The organism is Escherichia sp. MOD1-EC6021, from assembly GCF_002965245.1.
Taxonomy (GTDB): Bacteria; Pseudomonadota; Gammaproteobacteria; order Enterobacterales; family Enterobacteriaceae; genus Escherichia; species Escherichia coli_F.
The window spans coordinates 212,171-227,634 of the sequence record NZ_PTRU01000003.1; the positions used below are offsets into that span (position 1 = coordinate 212,171).

The window sequence follows — 15,464 nt, forward strand, 5'->3', positions numbered from 1 at the left end:
ATATTACTTCAGACGGTCCGCGAGATAACGCTGATAATCGGGGATCAGAATATCGACCGCGTCGTTGAAATGCGGTGACTGGATAATGAAGTCTGCCGTTGCCACGTTGGTGGCAACCGGAATGTTCCATACCGTCGCCAGACGCAGCAAGGCTTTCACGTCAGGATCGTGCGGCACGGCATTTAGTGGGTCCCAGAAGAAAATCAATACATCAATTTTACCTTCTGAGATCAATGCGCCAACCTGCTGGTCCCCCCCCATTGGGCCACTCAACATCGCGTTGACGTTCATGCCGGTCGCGCGGGAAATTAAGTTACCGGTAGTGCCTGTTGCATACAGTACGTGTTGTTCCAGTAACGGTTGATGCCGTTCCACCCAGCTCATCAGCATTTGTTTGCAGTGATCGTGTGCCACCAGCGCAATATGTTTCCGCGCAGGTAAAGTACGTGTCGTCAGTTCCATAATGTACATCCGTAGTTAACTTTCCTACAGATTACTGTAAGCACTTATCGCTGCAAGAGAAAGACCGAAAAAGCCTGCGCACAGGCACAAAAATCTCAGGAAGATGGTTGTTTTTCCGCCCATTGCAGAAAAGTATTTCGCGTTTGTGGGTCAGCCAGTTTAAACCAATACTTCAGCCGCTGTTCTGTGAGCACCTGAGACTGCGGTGGAATAGCATCCAGCTCGGAAACACCCGAAAGCAGCGTGCTGTCATCTGCCATCATCGTGGCAAATTGCGGTAGTGAAGCGCGTTTCGCGGATTTGTTATAACGTTCAACCTCGACCTCATAATCAATCGTTTTTGCCGTTGAGGTAATGGCGAGAATATCCAGCTTTACCGGAATCGGCGTCGCATCGCCATCCAACAATTCAAGGCGCGGCGCGGCATCAAAATGGTTAGCTTCCCGCTCATTCTCCAGGCGAGGCAGGCGAAAATTGACCTGGTTGATGAGCTGGGTATTAAAACTGACCACTAGTGGTGGGGAGATATACAGCCGTTCTTCACTATTGGAAAGATGAATCGTCTTCTCAACGCGAAACACTAACTGATGTGGTCCATTATCCAGTTCAATGCTGTCCGCACCGCGCAGCAGAGAGCTGGAAACCTTCTTGCCGTCGAGTACCAGAAGATCGACATCGGTTGAAAGCCGCAGCGTGGTGGCAAAAACGGATACCGGCAAACATAATGCAATCAAGGTGGTCACGATGCCGGTTTTCATAGGTAGCTCCTGTCAAAAGACCGCCCGAATAATAATGTGTCAAAATTTTTCTTTAATCATACTTACTAACATATAGACATAATTCCCGCTTTTGCTCTCATTCATTCGTATTAGCTGCATGGTTGGCATGTCGGCTTTGTCGTACACTTTGTTAAACAGTCTGGAGGAAATAATGAAAGAAACCGATATTGCAGGCATTTTAACGTCCACTCACACCATTGCGCTGGTGGGGGCAAGCGACAAACCCGATCGTCCCAGCTATCGCGTGATGAAATATCTACTCGACCAGGGGTATCACGTCATTCCGGTTTCACCAAAAGTTGCCGGCAAAACGCTGCTGGGCCAGCAGGGATATGGCACGCTGGCAGAAGTTCCGGAAAAAGTCGATATGGTCGATGTTTTCCGTAATTCAGAAGCGGCGTGGGGCGTGGCGCAGGAAGCGATCGCCATTGGCGCGAAAACCCTCTGGATGCAACTGGGGGTGATTAATGAGCAAGCGGCAGTACTGGCACGGGATGCCGGGTTAAATGTGGTGATGGATCGCTGCCCGGCTATTGAGATCCCTCGCCTGGGCCTGGCCAAATAAAAAATCCCCGGAAGGCCAAAACCTTCCGGGGATTTGTTCAGGGATTAGTTACGCAGACGCGGGGCCTGAAGTTGTTTGCGGATGGTCTGCGCCAGCTCATCCATGGATGGCTGTTCAGGATGTTCATCCTGCAATTCGCTACTTAGCTGGGCTTCAGCCAGGTAGGTATGAACCGGTAGGCCGTTATCGTCCTCCATCACCACGTGATACCACGGAGCGGCGCGAAGCTCGTCATTCACCGCCAGCTCATCAGGCGACGGTTCAGAGAGCGAATAAACCGGGTCGATATCCACGACCACTCCGAGATAACCTAACAGGGAATGGCGGACCTGCTGGCCGATACCGAATTTGCTGGCAATCATAGTCACCTCCCGGGAAATCTTTACCTTTGATATAAGGGTAAAATTCCACATTTCAAGTTACATGACGCGACAGGCAAACCCTTTCAGATATAGCCCTTCCGGGTAGGTAGCGATCACCGGATGATCGGCTGCCTGACGGAACTGCTCTATAAATTGTACATCACGACCGGCATCAATTGCGGCATCCGCGATGATTTTCTGAAATAAATCGCTGGTCATCAGACCGGAACAGGAGAAAGTCAGGAGAACTCCGCCTTCATTCAGCAACTGAATCGCCAGCATGTTGATGTCTTTATAGCCACGACACGCACCCATCAACTGGCTTTTATTCTCAACAAACTTCGGCGGGTCCATCACGATAACGTCAAATTTTTCACCGCGATCGCGATAAGTACGCAGCAATTTAAAGACATCATCACGGACAAACTCAGCCTTGCTCAGATCCAGTTTGTTCAGCTCAACATTCTGCCGTGCAATATCCAGCGCTTCCTGGGAGGTATCAACGCTGACAACCTGGCTGCAACCGCCCATCAATGCCGATACGGCGAAACCACCGGTATAGGAAAAACAGTTCAGTACGCGTTTATTTTCAACGTAGCGGCGGGTAGCCAGGCGGCTGTCACGCTGGTCCAGGTAGTAGCCCGTTTTGTGCCCGTGCTGAATGTCCACCAGCAGCTTCATGCCGTGTTCTTCAATCGGCAGCAGGGCAGGCGGTAGCTCTCCGGTAACGGGGCCCTGGGTCAGTTCCATCCCTTCTTTTTTACGTACCGCAACGTCGCTGCGATCGTAAATTGCACATTCCGGGTAGAGCGTTTGCAGGGCGCTAATTAATGCCGCACGCTGGTATTCCGCGCCTGCGCTTAGCAGTTGCAGTACCAGAAAATTACCGAAACGATCGATAGTAATACCCGGCAGGCCATCAGATTCTCCGGCGATTAAACGATAGCTGTCGAGGCCATCTTTTTGCGCCAGCCAGTCACGCCATTTTTGCGCTTGTTGCAAACGGCGGGTAAAAAAAGCAATGTCAATGGATTCAGAGGGGTCAAACGTCCAGACGCGCGCCCGGATTTGCGAAGCTGGCGAATAAGCGCCGCGTGCTAACCATTTTCCCTGATGATCAACAATATCGATGGTTTCACCGAGGCTGGCTTTACCTTCCATGCGGGCAACGGCCCCGGAAAAGACCCACGGATGGCGACGAAGTAATGATTTTTCGCGCCCTTTGGCTAACACTAAACGTACACTCATAATTTACTTTTCTGTCGATGCAAAGAAATGGGCGTCATTGTCCGGAGTTTTCCATGGATTTGCAACGCGTCCATTAAGGATAAGGAGAGCAGCAATGTCGAAAGTCTGCATAATTGCCTGGGTTTACGGGCGAGTTCAGGGCGTAGGATTTCGCTATACCACGCAGTACGAAGCGAAAAAACTCGGGTTAAGCGGCTACGCCAAAAATCTTGACGATGGCAGCGTGGAAGTGGTTGCCTGCGGTGAAGAAGGGCAGGTGGAAAAATTAATGCAGTGGTTAAAGAGTGGCGGCCCGCGTTCTGCACGTGTGGAACGGGTGCTCAGCGAGCCGCATAATCCCTCGGGGGAATTAACCGATTTTCGTATTCGTTAGATACATTTTACCGGTTTTGGCAGGCCAGCAATTTTGGTGGCTTGCTTAGCCGGACCTTTCGGAAACAGTCGGTATAAATAGCGGCTGTTACCTTTTTCTTCGCCAAATTTATTCGCCATCGCTTTTACCAGCATACGAATCGCCGGAGAAGTATTGAATTCCAGATAGAAATCACGCACAAAACGCACCACTTCCCAGTGTTCTGGTGACAGCGTAATCCCTTCGTTCTCTGCAATCACCACTGCCAGCGGCTCACTCCACTGACTGCTTTCTTTGAGATAGCCTTCGGTATCCGTTTCTATCTCTTTACCTTCGAAGATCAGCATAATTATTACTACCTTAATCAGACTGGCGGCAGTGTAACAAAAAACAAAGCCCCGCATAAAGCGAGGCTATGAAAGTGTTAGCGGGTGAGATTAATCGCGGCTGGCGAAGCCCAGAATGCTCAGCAGGCTGACGAAGATGTTGTACAGCGAAACATACAGGCTAACCGTGGCACGAATATAGTTCGTTTCACCGCCATGAATGATGTTGCTGGTTTCAAACAAGATAGCGCCAGAGGAGATCAGAATGAAGACCGCGCTGATCGCCAGATGCAGGGCAGGCAGCTGCAGGAAGATATTAGCAACCATACCAATCAGCACCACCACAATACCCGCCATCAGCATACCGCCAAGGAACGACATATCTTTGCGGGTGGTCAGCACATACGCAGAGCAGCAGAAGAACACTAACGCCGTTCCGCCCAGTGCCATAGCGATTACGTCACCCATTCCGGCAGACAGATAGGTATTCAGAATTGGTCCGAGGATATAACCCAGAAAACCGGTAAAGGCGAATGCGGAGATAATTCCGGTCGGCTTATTCGCCGTTTTATAGGTCAGGAACATCAAACCATACATACCCACCAGCGTCAGAATCAGACCCGGAGATGGCAGCATCAGCACCGTACTGGCAGTTGCGGTAATCGCCGAAAAGGCCAGCGTCAGGCTCAGCAGAAAATAGGTATTACGCAGCACCTTATGGGTGCTAAGCAGCGATGTACGGTCATGTGAAGAACTAACAATACGATCCATTGAGTCACTCTCTATGACAGATGTAATTAATTAAGCAGCATAATGATAATGCGTAAGGGCACCCAGAAGTTTTACCCATCTTTACGCATTTGATCTGGAACAGGTTTAACAGTGGATTATCAGGTCATTAAGCAAATATAACGCCCTGAGAATTTCGACAGGCAAAAGAAAAAGGGGTTAGCATTTAGCTAACCCCTTATCTTATTTGGCGGAAGCGCAGAGATTCGAACTCTGGAACCCTTTCGGGTCGCCGGTTTTCAAGACCGGTGCCTTCAACCGCTCGGCCACACTTCCGGAATGACGCGCACTATAAACATCCCGATGCGGCGTGTAAACCCCTAATTTGTTCGTTTGCCTGAAAAACAGCCAAAACCGCATTGATAGCGTGAAATAACAGCAGTTTGATCATTTCATCACCATGAATTCCTTCTCTTTTACTCGTTTAGCAACCGGCTAAACATCCCCACTGCCCGGCAAAAAGAAAAATAGGTCCATTTTTATCGCTAAAAGATAAATCCACACAGTTTGTATTGTTTCGTGCAAAAGTTTCACTACGCTTTATTAACAATACTTTCTGGCGACGTGCGCCAGTGCAGAAGGATGAGCTTTCGTTTTCAGCATCTCACGTGAAGCGATGGTTTGCCTTGCTACAGGGACGTCGCTTGCCGACCATAAGCGCCCGGTGTCCTGCCGGTGTCGCAAGGAGAAGAGACGTGCGATATGAATAATGAGGAAACATTTTACCAGGCCATGCGGCGTCAGGGCGTTACCCGGCGCAGCTTTCTCAAATATTGCAGTCTGGCTGCCACCTCGCTGGGATTAGGCGCGGGAATGGCTCCGAAGATTGCCTGGGCGCTGGAGAATAAACCGCGCATTCCTGTGGTGTGGATCCACGGTCTTGAATGCACCTGCTGTACCGAATCTTTTATCCGCTCCGCTCACCCACTGGCGAAGGACGTCATCCTTTCCCTGATTTCCCTCGATTACGACGATACCTTGATGGCTGCTGCCGGAACCCAGGCGGAAGAAGTCTTTGAAGACATCATCACGCAATACAATGGCAAATATATCCTCGCAGTAGAAGGTAATCCACCGCTGGGCGAGCAGGGGATGTTCTGTATCAGCAGTGGTCGACCGTTTATTGAGAAACTCAAACGTGCCGCTGCCGGAGCCAGTGCGATTATCGCCTGGGGAACCTGCGCGTCCTGGGGCTGCGTGCAGGCCGCGCGGCCCAATCCGACGCAGGCAACGCCTATCGACAAAGTCATCACCGACAAACCCATTATCAAAGTACCTGGCTGCCCGCCGATCCCGGATGTGATGAGCGCCATCATTACTTACATGGTGACGTTTGATCGTCTGCCGGATGTCGACAGAATGGGCCGTCCATTGATGTTCTATGGTCAGCGTATTCACGATAAATGTTATCGCCGCGCTCACTTTGACGCCGGAGAGTTCGTCCAGAGTTGGGATGATGACGCTGCCCGCAAAGGTTACTGCCTGTACAAAATGGGCTGCAAAGGGCCTACCACCTATAACGCCTGTTCCTCCACACGCTGGAATGATGGCGTTTCTTTCCCAATCCAGTCTGGTCACGGCTGCCTGGGCTGTGCGGAAAATGGTTTCTGGGATCGCGGTTCATTCTACAGCCGCGTAGTCGATATTCCACAAATGGGTACCCATTCCACCGCTGATACCGTCGGCTTAACCGCGCTTGGCGTGGTGGCTGCGGCTGTTGGTGTACATGCGGTCGCCAGCGCCGTTGATCAGCGCAGACGTCATAACCAGCAACCTACAGAAACCGAACAACAGCCAGGCAATGAGGATAAACAGGCATGAGCACTCAGTACGAAACTCAAGGATACACCATCAACAATGCCGGACGCCGCCTGGTGGTCGACCCGATTACGCGCATTGAAGGCCACATGCGCTGTGAAGTGAATATTAACGATCAGAATGTGATCACCAATGCCGTCTCCTGCGGCACCATGTTTCGCGGGCTGGAGATCATTCTGCAAGGGCGCGACCCGCGCGATGCGTGGGCGTTCGTGGAACGTATCTGCGGCGTCTGTACCGGCGTACACGCTCTGGCTTCGGTCTATGCCATCGAAGATGCTATCGGCATTAAAGTGCCGGACAACGCTAATATCATCCGCAACATTATGCTGGCGACGCTCTGGTGCCATGACCATCTGGTGCACTTTTATCAGCTTGCCGGGATGGACTGGATCGATGTGTTAGATGCGCTGAAAGCCGATCCGCGGAAAACCTCCGAACTGGCGCAAAGCCTCTCCTCATGGCCGAAATCATCACCTGGCTATTTCTTCGATGTGCAAAACCGACTGAAGAAATTCGTTGAAGGCGGCCAATTGGGGATCTTCCGCAATGGCTACTGGGGGCACCCGCAGTACAAACTGCCGCCAGAAGCCAACCTGATGGGCTTTGCCCACTATCTCGAAGCTCTCGATTTCCAGCGTGAGATCGTCAAAATCCACGCGGTCTTTGGCGGTAAAAACCCACATCCAAACTGGATTGTCGGCGGAATGCCTTGCGCTATTAACATTGACGAAAGCGGCGCGGTCGGGGCGGTCAATATGGAACGCCTGAATCTGGTGCAGTCGATCATTACCCGCACGGCGGATTTCATTAATAACGTGATGATCCCTGACGCTTTAGCCATCGGTCAATTCAACAAACCGTGGAGCGAAATCGGCACTGGTCTTTCTGATAAATGTGTCCTCAGTTACGGGGCGTTCCCGGATATTGCCAACGACTTTGGCGAGAAAAGTCTGCTAATGCCTGGCGGCGCGGTGATCAACGGCGACTTCAACAATGTGCTGCCAGTGGATTTAGTCGATCCGCAGCAGGTGCAGGAATTTGTCGATCACGCCTGGTATCGTTATCCCAACGATCAGATCGGGCGTCATCCGTTCGATGGTATTACCGACCCGTGGTACAACCCCGGCGATGTCAAAGGCAGCGATACCAACATTCAGCAGCTGAATGAACAGGAACGCTACTCGTGGATCAAAGCGCCACGCTGGCGCGGTAACGCGATGGAAGTGGGGCCGCTGGCACGCACATTGATCGCTTATCACAAAGGCGATGCTGCGACCGTTGAGTCGGTCGATCGCATGATGTCGGCGTTGAACCTGCCGCTTTCCGGCATCCAGTCAACGTTGGGCCGCATTTTGTGCCGCGCGCACGAAGCGCAGTGGGCCGCAGGTAAGTTGCAATATTTCTTCGACAAGTTGATGACCAACCTTAAAAACGGCAATCTCGCCACCGCGTCCACTGAAAAATGGGAACCTGCAACCTGGCCGACAGAGTGCCGTGGTGTCGGTTTTACCGAAGCGCCGCGTGGAGCGCTAGGCCACTGGGCTGCCATTCGTGACGGCAAGATTGATCTCTACCAGTGTGTGGTGCCGACCACCTGGAACGCCAGCCCGCGCGACCCCAAAGGGCAAATTGGCGCTTATGAAGCCGCGCTGATGAACACCAAAATGGCGATCCCCGAGCAACCGCTGGAGATCCTGCGTACTCTGCACAGCTTTGACCCGTGCCTCGCCTGTTCAACACACGTGCTGGGCGACGACGGTAGCGAGCTGATCTCCGTGCAGGTGCGTTAACAGCGAAGGAGAATCATCATGCAACAGAAAAGCGACAACGTTGTCAGTCACTATGTCTTTGAAGCACCCGTGCGAATATGGCACTGGCTGACGGTGTTATGCATGGCGGTGTTGATGGTCACCGGTTACTTTATCGGCAAGCCGCTGCCTTCGGTCAGCGGTGAGGCGACGTATCTGTTTTATATGGGCTACATCAGGTTAATTCACTTCAGCGCCGGGATGGTTTTTACCGTGGTCTTGCTGATGCGGATCTACTGGGCTTTTGTCGGCAATCGCTACTCACGCGAGCTGTTTATCGTGCCGGTATGGCGTAAAAGCTGGTGGCAGGGCGTGTGGTATGAAATCCGCTGGTATCTGTTTCTGGCAAAACGTCCGAGTGCCGATATAGGTCATAACCCCATCGCCCAGGCGGCGATGTTCGGCTATTTCCTGATGTCGGTATTTATGATCGTCACCGGCTTTGCGCTGTACAGCGAACATAGTCAGTACGCTATTTTTGCGCCGTTCCGTTATGTGGTGGAATTTTTCTACTGGACGGGCGGCAACTCAATGGACATTCACAGCTGGCATCGGCTGGGGATGTGGCTGATTGGCGCGTTTGTTATCGGTCATGTCTACATGGCGCTGCGTGAAGACATCATGTCCGACGACACAGTGATCTCCACCATGGTCAACGGCTACCGTAGCCACAAATTTGGCAAAATAAGTAACAAGGAGCGTTCATGAGCGAGCAACGCGTGGTGGTAATGGGGCTGGGCAATCTGCTGTGGGCCGATGAAGGCTTCGGCGTGCGGGTGGCGGAACGGTTGTATGCCCATTACCACTGGCCCGATGAAGTCGAGATTGTTGATGGCGGCACTCAGGGACTGAACTTGCTGGGGTATGTCGAAAGCGCCAGCCACTTGCTGATTCTCGACGCCATTGATTACGGGCTGGAACCCGGAACGCTACGAACGTATGCCGGAGAACGCATTCCGGCCTATCTCAGCGCGAAGAAAATGAGCCTGCACCAGAACAGTTTCTCCGAAGTACTGGCGCTGGCAGATATCCGCGGAAATCTGCCAGCACATATTGCCCTCGTCGGCCTGCAACCCGCGATGCTCGACGACTACGGCGGTAGCCTGAGCGAACTGGCTCGGGAGCAACTGCCCGCCGCGGAACAGGGGGCGCTGGCGCAACTGGCTGCGTGGGGAATTGAGCCGCAACCGGCTAATGAATCGCGCTGTCTCAATTATGACTGTCTGTCGATGGAAAACTACGAAGGCGTTCGCTTGCGCCAGTACCGGATGACGCTGGAGGAGCAGGAATGAGCAACGACACGCCATTTGATGCGTTGTGGCAACGTATGCTGGCGCGCGGCTGGACGCCGATCAGTGAATCCCGTCTTGACGACTGGCTTACGCAAGCGCCAGACGGTGTGGTGTTATTAAGCAGTGACCTGAAACGCACGCCAGAGGTCAGCGATAATCCGGTAATGATTGGCGAATTACTGCGCGAGTTTCCTGATTATACATGGCAGGTAGCGATTGCCGACCTTGAGCAAAGCGAAGCCATCGGTGATCGTTTTGGCGTATTTCGTTTTCCCGCCACACTGGTGTTTACCGGTGGTAGCTATCGCGGCGTGCTGAATGGTATTCACCCGTGGGCGGAACTGATAAACCTGATGCGCGGGCTTGTCGAACCGCAACAGGAGCGTGCCTCATGAGCGAAACTTTTTTCCATCTGCTGGGGCCAGGAACGCAGCCTGATGATGATAGTTTTAGCATGAATCCACTGCCGATTACCTGTCAGGTGAATGATGAACCGAGCATGGCTGCCCTGGAACAGTGTGTGCATAGCCCGCAGGTGATTGCGCTATTAAACGAGTTGCAACATCAACTAAGCGAGCGCCAGCCGCCGCTGGGCGAGGTGCTGGCAGTCGATCTGTTCAATCTCAACGCCGACGATCGTCACTTTATCAATACGCTTCTCGGGGAAGGGGAAGTGTCAGTGCGCATTCAGCAGGCTGACGACAGTGAAAGTGAAATACAGGAGGCGATCTTCTGCGGATTATGGCGGGTGCGCAGACGTTGCGGCGAACAGTTGCTGGAGGACAAACTGGAGGCTGGCTGCGCGCCGCTGGCATTGTGGCAGGCGGCAACGCAAAACGTCTTGCCGACAGATTCTCTGTTACCGCCGCCCATTGATGGCCTGATGAATGGCCTACCGCTGGCTCATGAATTACTGGCACATGTACGTAATCCTGACGCGCAGCCGCACAGCATTAATCTGACGCAATTACCTATCAGCGAGGCTGATCGGCTTTTTCTCTCACGTCTCTGTGGGCCGGGAAATATTCAGATTCGCACCATTGGCTACGGCGAGAGCTATATCAACGCGACCGGCCTGCGGCATGTCTGGCATTTACGCTGTACGGACACCTTAAAAGGCCCGTTACTTGAGAGTTATGAAATCTGCCCAATACCGGAAGTGGTGCTGGCAGCGCCAGAAGATTTGGTCGACTCTGCGCAGCGGCTTAGCGAGGTATGTCAGTGGCTGGCGGAAGGTGCACCGACGTAAAAAGACGGTAAGTATCGCTTTCAGGCTTATGAATATCGCAATCGGCGAATACCTCTGGTCGTAGAGTTTCAGGATAAAGAGGGAGATCTACCATTAACGGGTTATTTTTCTCTCTTCGCCTACAGGAGTGCGCATGTGGGATGTCATTGATTTATCGCGCTGGCAGTTTGCTCTGACCGCGCTGTATCACTTTTTATTTGTACCCCTTACCCTGGGGCTGATTTTTTTGCTGGCTATCATGGAAACCATTTACGTGGTCACCGGCAAAACAATCTACCGCGATATGACGCGCTTCTGGGGTAAGCTCTTCGGTATCAACTTTGCTCTTGGCGTGGCTACCGGCCTGACGATGGAGTTTCAGTTTGGTACTAACTGGTCATTCTATTCCAACTATGTGGGCGATATTTTTGGCGCACCGCTGGCGATGGAAGCATTAATGGCCTTCTTCCTCGAATCCACCTTTGTCGGGCTGTTCTTCTTCGGCTGGCAACGGCTGAATAAATACCAGCACCTGCTGGTGACGTGGCTGGTGGCGTTCGGTTCAAATCTCTCTGCGTTGTGGATATTGAATGCCAACGGTTGGATGCAATACCCGACCGGTGCGCATTTTGATATCGACACCCTTCGTATGGAAATGACCAGCTTCAGCGAGCTGGTCTTTAACCCGGTCAGCCAGGTGAAATTTGTGCACACCGTAATGGCGGGCTACGTGACCGGGGCCATGTTTATTATGGCGATCAGCGCCTGGTATTTACTGCGCGGACGGGAGCGCGATGTTGCATTACGCTCGTTTGCCATCGGTTCCGTCTTCGGTACTCTGGCGATTATCGGTACGCTGCAACTCGGAGACAGTTCTGCGTATGAAGTCGCGCAAGTACAACCGGTAAAACTGGCGGCAATGGAAGGGGAGTGGCAAACGGAACCTGCACCTGCACCGTTCCATGTAGTTGCCTGGCCGGAACAGGATCAAGAGCGTAACGCCTTTGCCATCAAAATTCCTGCGCTGCTAGGGATCCTCGCCACTCACTCATTAGATAAACCCGTGCCGGGTCTGAAGAATTTGATGGCTGAAACCTACCCACGCTTGCAACGCGGACGTATGGCCTGGCTGTTAATGCAGGAAATATCGCAAGGCAATCGTGAGCCGCATGTGTTGCAGGCATTCCGGGAGCTGGAAGGCGACCTTGGTTACGGCATGTTGCTCTCCCGCTATGCGCCGGATATGAACCATGTCACAGCTGCACAGTACCAGGCGGCGATGCGTGGCGCGATACCTCAGGTTGCGCCGGTATTCTGGAGTTTCCGCATCATGGTGGGCTGTGGTTCTCTGCTGCTACTGGTGATGCTGATTGCGCTTGTCCAGACGCTGCGTGGCAAAATCGACCAGCATCGCTGGGTACTGAAAATGGCGCTCTGGAGTTTGCCGCTGCCGTGGATTGCGATTGAAGCCGGGTGGTTTATGACCGAGTTTGGTCGTCAGCCGTGGGCGATACAGGACATCTTACCGACATACTCCGCGCACTCCGCTTTAACCACAGGACAACTGGCTTTCTCACTGATCATGATCGTAGGGCTTTACACCCTGTTCTTAATCGCCGAAGTCTACCTGATGCAGAAATATGCCCGTCTGGGGCCGAGCGCGATGCAGAGTGAACAACCGACGCAGCAACAGGGGTAAAGGAGAAAATCATGTTTGATTATGAAACATTGCGCTTCATCTGGTGGCTGCTGATTGGCGTGATCCTGGTGGTCTTTATGATCTCCGACGGATTTGACATGGGGATCGGCTGTCTGCTGCCGCTGGTGGCGCGTAATGATGATGAACGCCGGATAGTGATAAACAGCGTTGGCGCGCACTGGGAAGGCAATCAGGTCTGGTTAATCCTCGCAGGTGGGGCATTATTTGCCGCCTGGCCCAGAGTGTATGCAGCGGCGTTTTCCGGCTTTTATGTGGCGATGATTCTGGTGCTGTGCTCGCTGTTCTTCCGCCCGCTGGCCTTTGATTATCGCGGAAAAATCGCCGATGCACGTTGGCGTAAAATGTGGGATGCCGGACTGGTCATCGGCAGTCTGGTGCCGCCGGTAGTCTTCGGTATCGCCTTCGGCAACTTGTTGCTCGGCGTGCCGTTTGCCTTCACACCGCAATTACGCGTGGAGTATCTCGGCACCTTCTGGCAACTGCTGACGCCATTCCCTTTATTGTGCGGATTGCTCAGCCTTGGGATGGTGATTTTGCAAGGTGGCGTCTGGTTACAACTGAAAACTGTTGGTGTGATTCATCTGCGTTCACAGCTGGCGACTAAACGCGCTGCACTGTTAGTGATGCTGTGCTTTTTGCTGGCGGGTTACTGGCTGTGGGTCGGTATTGATGGCTTTGTACTGCTCGCCCAGGATGCTAACGGTCCTTCCAATCCGTTAATGAAACTGGTGGCAGTGCTACCTGGTGCCTGGATGAATAATTTTGTCGAATCGCCCGTTTTGTGGATCTTCCCGCTGCTGGGGTTCTTCTGCCCATTGCTGACGGTGATGGCGATTTATCGTGGTCGCCCGGGTTGGGGATTTTTGATGGCATCATTGATGCAATTTGGCGTGATTTTCACGGCAGGCATCACGCTGTTCCCCTTCGTCATGCCGTCAAGCGTGAGTCCGATCTCCAGCCTGACGTTGTGGGACAGCACTTCCAGCCAATTGACGCTGAGCATTATGTTGGTAATCGTGCTGATATTTTTGCCCATTGTGTTGCTCTACACTCTCTGGAGCTACTACAAAATGTGGGGGCGCATGACAACAGAAACTCTCCGCCGTAACGAAAACGAGTTGTACTAAGGAGCAGGAACAATGTGGTATTTACTTTGGTTCGTCGGCATTTTGTTGATGTGTTCGCTCTCCACCCTTGTGTTGGTATGGCTGGACCCGCGTCTAAAAGGTTAACGAACGTAGACCTGGTGCGGCGTATTCGCGTCGCATCAGACAATAGTGTCGGATATGAAAAACGGAAACATATCGATGAAAGCGATCTTGATCCCATTTATATCTCTTCTGATTCCGTTAACCCCGCAATCTGCATTCGCTCAGAGTGAGCCGGAGCTGAAACTGGAAAGTGTGGTGATTGTCAGTCGTCATGGTGTGCGTGCGCCAACCAAAGCCACGCAACTCATGCAGGATGTCACCCCAGACGCATGGCCAACCTGGCCGGTTAAATTGGGTTGGCTGACACCGCGCGGGGGGGAGCTGATCACTTATCTCGGGCATTACCAACGCCAGCGTCTGGTGGCTGACGGATTGCTGGCGAAAAAGGGCTGCCCGCAGCCTGGTCAGGTCGCGATTATTGCTGATGTCGACGAGCGTACCCGTAAAACAGGCGAAGCCTTCGCCGCCGGGCTGGCACCTGACTGTGCAATAACCGTACATACCCAGGCAGATACGTCCAGTCCCGATCCGTTATTTAATCCTCTAAAAACTGGCATTTGCCAACTGGATAACGCGAACGTGACTGACGCGATCCTCAGCAGGGCAGGAGGGTCAATTGCTGACTTTACCGGGCATCGGCAAACGGCGTTTCGCGAACTGGAACAGGTGCTTAATTTCCCACAATCAAACTTGTGCCTTAACCGTGAGAAACAGGACGAAAGCTGTTCATTAACGCAGGTATTACCATCGGAACTCAAGGTGAGCGCCGACAATGTCTCATTAACCGGTGCGGTAAGCCTGGCGTCAATGCTGACGGAGATATTTCTCCTGCAACAAGCACAGGGAATGCCGGAGCCGGGGTGGGGAAGGATCACCGATTCACACCAGTGGAACACCTTGCTAAGCCTGCATAACGCGCAGTTTTATTTGCTACAACGCACGCCAGAGGTTGCCCGCAGTCGTGCCACCCCGTTGTTGGATTTGATCATGACAGCGTTGATGCCCCATCCACCGCAAAAACAGGTGTATGGTGTGACATTACCCACTTCAGTGCTGTTTATCGCCGGACACGATACTAATCTGGCAAATCTCGGCGGCGCACTGGAGCTCAACTGGACGCTTCCAGGTCAGCCGGATAACACACCGCCAGGTGGTGAACTGGTGTTTGAACGCTGGCGTAGGCTAAGCGATAACAGCCATTGGATTCAGGTTTCGCTGGTCTTCCAGACTTTACAGCAGATGCGTGATAAAACGCCGCTATCATTAAATACGCCGCCCGGAGAGGTGAAACTGACCCTGGCAGGATGTGAAGAGCGAAACGCGCAGGGCATGTGTTCGTTGGCCGGTTTTACGCAAATCGTGAATGAAGCACGCATACCGGCGTGCAGTTTGTAATGCATAAAAAAAGAGCATTCAGTTACCTGAATGCTCTGAAGCTGATGACAAACGAAGAACTGTCTGATGCGTAGGCCGGAAAAGGCGTTCACGCCGCATCCGGCCA

The 15,464-nt window shown here is 52.7% G+C and carries 18 protein-coding genes and 1 tRNA gene; 12 read left to right on the forward strand and 7 right to left on the reverse strand.

The window, feature by feature from the left end:
• Window positions 1-3 precede the first annotated feature (3 nt).
• Window positions 4-462 (reverse strand): methylglyoxal synthase, encoded by a 459-nt coding sequence (mgsA, locus tag BEB54_RS05340; RefSeq protein ID WP_000424181.1) that lies wholly within the window; start codon window positions 460-462, stop codon window positions 4-6.
• A gap of 95 nt (window positions 463-557) precedes the next feature.
• On the reverse strand, window positions 558-1,220 hold the full coding sequence (locus BEB54_RS05345) for a DUF2057 family protein (RefSeq protein WP_000847791.1): 663 nt from the start codon (window positions 1,218-1,220) through the stop codon (window positions 558-560).
• A gap of 172 nt (window positions 1,221-1,392) precedes the next feature.
• Between BEB54_RS05345 and BEB54_RS05350 the strand changes: the two genes are divergently transcribed.
• Window positions 1,393-1,806 carry a CoA-binding protein gene (locus BEB54_RS05350; RefSeq protein WP_000665218.1) on the forward strand — a complete coding sequence of 138 codons (414 nt, stop codon included), beginning with the start codon at window positions 1,393-1,395 and terminating at the stop codon, window positions 1,804-1,806.
• A gap of 44 nt (window positions 1,807-1,850) precedes the next feature.
• Here the strand turns inward: BEB54_RS05350 and hspQ are convergent, their stop codons facing one another.
• Both hspQ and rlmI read right to left on the reverse strand, forming a co-directional pair.
• Window positions 1,851-2,168, reverse strand: a complete 318-nt coding sequence (hspQ, locus tag BEB54_RS05355) for a heat shock protein HspQ (RefSeq protein ID WP_001295356.1) — start codon at window positions 2,166-2,168, stop codon at window positions 1,851-1,853.
• A gap of 57 nt (window positions 2,169-2,225) precedes the next feature.
• On the reverse strand, window positions 2,226-3,416 hold the full coding sequence (rlmI, locus tag BEB54_RS05360) for a 23S rRNA (cytosine(1962)-C(5))-methyltransferase RlmI (protein ID WP_039020488.1): 1,191 nt from the start codon (window positions 3,414-3,416) through the stop codon (window positions 2,226-2,228).
• Window positions 3,417-3,510: 94 nt separating this feature from the next.
• Here rlmI and yccX point away from each other — a divergent pair, with 94 nt between their 5' ends.
• Window positions 3,511-3,789, forward strand: coding sequence for an acylphosphatase (gene yccX / locus BEB54_RS05365; protein WP_039020489.1), 279 nt, complete (start codon window positions 3,511-3,513; stop codon window positions 3,787-3,789).
• Here the strand turns inward: yccX and tusE are convergent.
• The 3 genes from tusE to BEB54_RS05380 all read right to left on the reverse strand — a co-directional run bounded on the left by tusE (window position 3,786) and on the right by BEB54_RS05380 (window position 5,159).
• Window positions 3,786-4,115 (reverse strand): sulfurtransferase TusE, encoded by a 330-nt coding sequence (gene tusE / locus BEB54_RS05370; protein WP_000904443.1) that lies wholly within the window; start codon window positions 4,113-4,115, stop codon window positions 3,786-3,788. The genes yccX and tusE overlap by 4 nt on opposite strands.
• A 90-nt stretch (window positions 4,116-4,205) precedes the next feature.
• Window positions 4,206-4,865 carry an FtsH protease modulator YccA gene (gene yccA, locus BEB54_RS05375; protein ID WP_000375136.1) on the reverse strand — a complete coding sequence of 220 codons (660 nt, stop codon included), beginning with the start codon at window positions 4,863-4,865 and terminating at the stop codon, window positions 4,206-4,208.
• Window positions 4,866-5,071: 206 nt separating this feature from the next.
• Window positions 5,072-5,159, reverse strand: a tRNA-Ser gene (locus BEB54_RS05380).
• A 426-nt stretch (window positions 5,160-5,585) separates the two neighbouring features.
• Between BEB54_RS05380 and hyaA the strand changes: the two genes are divergently transcribed.
• From hyaA to appA, 10 genes are all read left to right on the forward strand, one after another.
• A complete protein-coding gene (hyaA, locus tag BEB54_RS05385) occupies window positions 5,586-6,704 on the forward strand; it encodes a hydrogenase 1 small subunit (RefSeq protein ID WP_001353311.1) in 1,119 nt (372 codons plus the stop codon).
• Window positions 6,701-8,494, forward strand: coding sequence for a Ni/Fe-hydrogenase large subunit (hyaB, locus tag BEB54_RS05390; RefSeq protein WP_032183883.1), 1,794 nt, complete (start codon window positions 6,701-6,703; stop codon window positions 8,492-8,494). Before hyaA ends, hyaB begins: the two co-directional genes overlap by 4 nt.
• 18 nt (window positions 8,495-8,512) lie before the next feature.
• On the forward strand, window positions 8,513-9,220 hold the full coding sequence (gene hyaC / locus BEB54_RS05395) for a Ni/Fe-hydrogenase b-type cytochrome subunit (protein ID WP_001186429.1): 708 nt from the start codon (window positions 8,513-8,515) through the stop codon (window positions 9,218-9,220).
• On the forward strand, window positions 9,217-9,804 hold the full coding sequence (gene hyaD, locus BEB54_RS05400) for a hydrogenase 1 maturation protease (protein ID WP_000003634.1): 588 nt from the start codon (window positions 9,217-9,219) through the stop codon (window positions 9,802-9,804). Before hyaC ends, hyaD begins: the two co-directional genes overlap by 4 nt.
• Window positions 9,801-10,199 (forward strand): hydrogenase-1 operon protein HyaE, encoded by a 399-nt coding sequence (gene hyaE, locus BEB54_RS05405; RefSeq protein ID WP_039020490.1) that lies wholly within the window; start codon window positions 9,801-9,803, stop codon window positions 10,197-10,199. The genes hyaD and hyaE overlap by 4 nt, the downstream gene beginning before the upstream one ends.
• The gene (locus tag BEB54_RS05410) at window positions 10,196-11,053 is read left to right on the forward strand and encodes a hydrogenase expression/formation protein (RefSeq protein WP_039020491.1); all 858 of its coding nucleotides are present in this window, start codon (window positions 10,196-10,198) and stop codon (window positions 11,051-11,053) included. The genes hyaE and BEB54_RS05410 overlap by 4 nt, the downstream gene beginning before the upstream one ends.
• Window positions 11,054-11,186: 133 nt before the next feature.
• A complete protein-coding gene (gene appC / locus BEB54_RS05415; RefSeq protein WP_000263563.1) occupies window positions 11,187-12,731 on the forward strand; it encodes a cytochrome bd-II oxidase subunit 1 in 1,545 nt (514 codons plus the stop codon).
• Window positions 12,732-12,742: 11 nt separating this feature from the next.
• Complete coding sequence (gene appB / locus BEB54_RS05420) at window positions 12,743-13,879, forward strand: cytochrome d ubiquinol oxidase subunit II (RefSeq protein WP_065226548.1); 1,137 nt, start codon at window positions 12,743-12,745, stop codon at window positions 13,877-13,879.
• Between the two features lie 12 nt (window positions 13,880-13,891).
• Window positions 13,892-13,984: a cytochrome bd-II oxidase subunit CbdX gene (gene cbdX / locus BEB54_RS05425; protein WP_105277082.1), complete on the forward strand. Its 93-nt coding sequence runs from the start codon at window positions 13,892-13,894 to the stop codon at window positions 13,982-13,984.
• 75 nt (window positions 13,985-14,059) lie between these two features.
• A complete protein-coding gene (gene appA / locus BEB54_RS05430) occupies window positions 14,060-15,358 on the forward strand; it encodes a bifunctional acid phosphatase/4-phytase (protein WP_105277083.1) in 1,299 nt (432 codons plus the stop codon).
• Window positions 15,359-15,464 lie beyond the last annotated feature (106 nt).

What these genes read in the sequence shown, in the direction of transcription:
- hyaD (WP_000003634.1), top strand. Translation starts at nt 9,217, where the DNA reads ATGAGCGAGCAACGCGTGGTGGTAATGGGGCTGGGCAATCTGCTGTGG.
- yccX (WP_039020489.1), top strand. Translation starts at nt 3,511, where the DNA reads ATGTCGAAAGTCTGCATAATTGCCTGGGTTTACGGGCGAGTTCAGGGC.
- BEB54_RS05350 (WP_000665218.1), top strand. Translation starts at nt 1,393, where the DNA reads ATGAAAGAAACCGATATTGCAGGCATTTTAACGTCCACTCACACCATT.
- cbdX (WP_105277082.1), top strand. Translation starts at nt 13,892, where the DNA reads ATGTGGTATTTACTTTGGTTCGTCGGCATTTTGTTGATGTGTTCGCTC.
- yccA (WP_000375136.1), bottom strand. Translation starts at nt 4,865, where the DNA reads ATGGATCGTATTGTTAGTTCTTCACATGACCGTACATCGCTGCTTAGC.
- mgsA (WP_000424181.1), bottom strand. Translation starts at nt 462, where the DNA reads ATGGAACTGACGACACGTACTTTACCTGCGCGGAAACATATTGCGCTG.
- BEB54_RS05345 (WP_000847791.1), bottom strand. Translation starts at nt 1,220, where the DNA reads ATGAAAACCGGCATCGTGACCACCTTGATTGCATTATGTTTGCCGGTA.
- hyaB (WP_032183883.1), top strand. Translation starts at nt 6,701, where the DNA reads ATGAGCACTCAGTACGAAACTCAAGGATACACCATCAACAATGCCGGA.
- rlmI (WP_039020488.1), bottom strand. Translation starts at nt 3,416, where the DNA reads ATGAGTGTACGTTTAGTGTTAGCCAAAGGGCGCGAAAAATCATTACTT.
- tusE (WP_000904443.1), bottom strand. Translation starts at nt 4,115, where the DNA reads ATGCTGATCTTCGAAGGTAAAGAGATAGAAACGGATACCGAAGGCTAT.
- appA (WP_105277083.1), top strand. Translation starts at nt 14,060, where the DNA reads ATGAAAGCGATCTTGATCCCATTTATATCTCTTCTGATTCCGTTAACC.
- hyaC (WP_001186429.1), top strand. Translation starts at nt 8,513, where the DNA reads ATGCAACAGAAAAGCGACAACGTTGTCAGTCACTATGTCTTTGAAGCA.
- hyaA (WP_001353311.1), top strand. Translation starts at nt 5,586, where the DNA reads ATGAATAATGAGGAAACATTTTACCAGGCCATGCGGCGTCAGGGCGTT.
- hspQ (WP_001295356.1), bottom strand. Translation starts at nt 2,168, where the DNA reads ATGATTGCCAGCAAATTCGGTATCGGCCAGCAGGTCCGCCATTCCCTG.
- appC (WP_000263563.1), top strand. Translation starts at nt 11,187, where the DNA reads ATGTGGGATGTCATTGATTTATCGCGCTGGCAGTTTGCTCTGACCGCG.
- appB (WP_065226548.1), top strand. Translation starts at nt 12,743, where the DNA reads ATGTTTGATTATGAAACATTGCGCTTCATCTGGTGGCTGCTGATTGGC.
- BEB54_RS05410 (WP_039020491.1), top strand. Translation starts at nt 10,196, where the DNA reads ATGAGCGAAACTTTTTTCCATCTGCTGGGGCCAGGAACGCAGCCTGAT.
- hyaE (WP_039020490.1), top strand. Translation starts at nt 9,801, where the DNA reads ATGAGCAACGACACGCCATTTGATGCGTTGTGGCAACGTATGCTGGCG.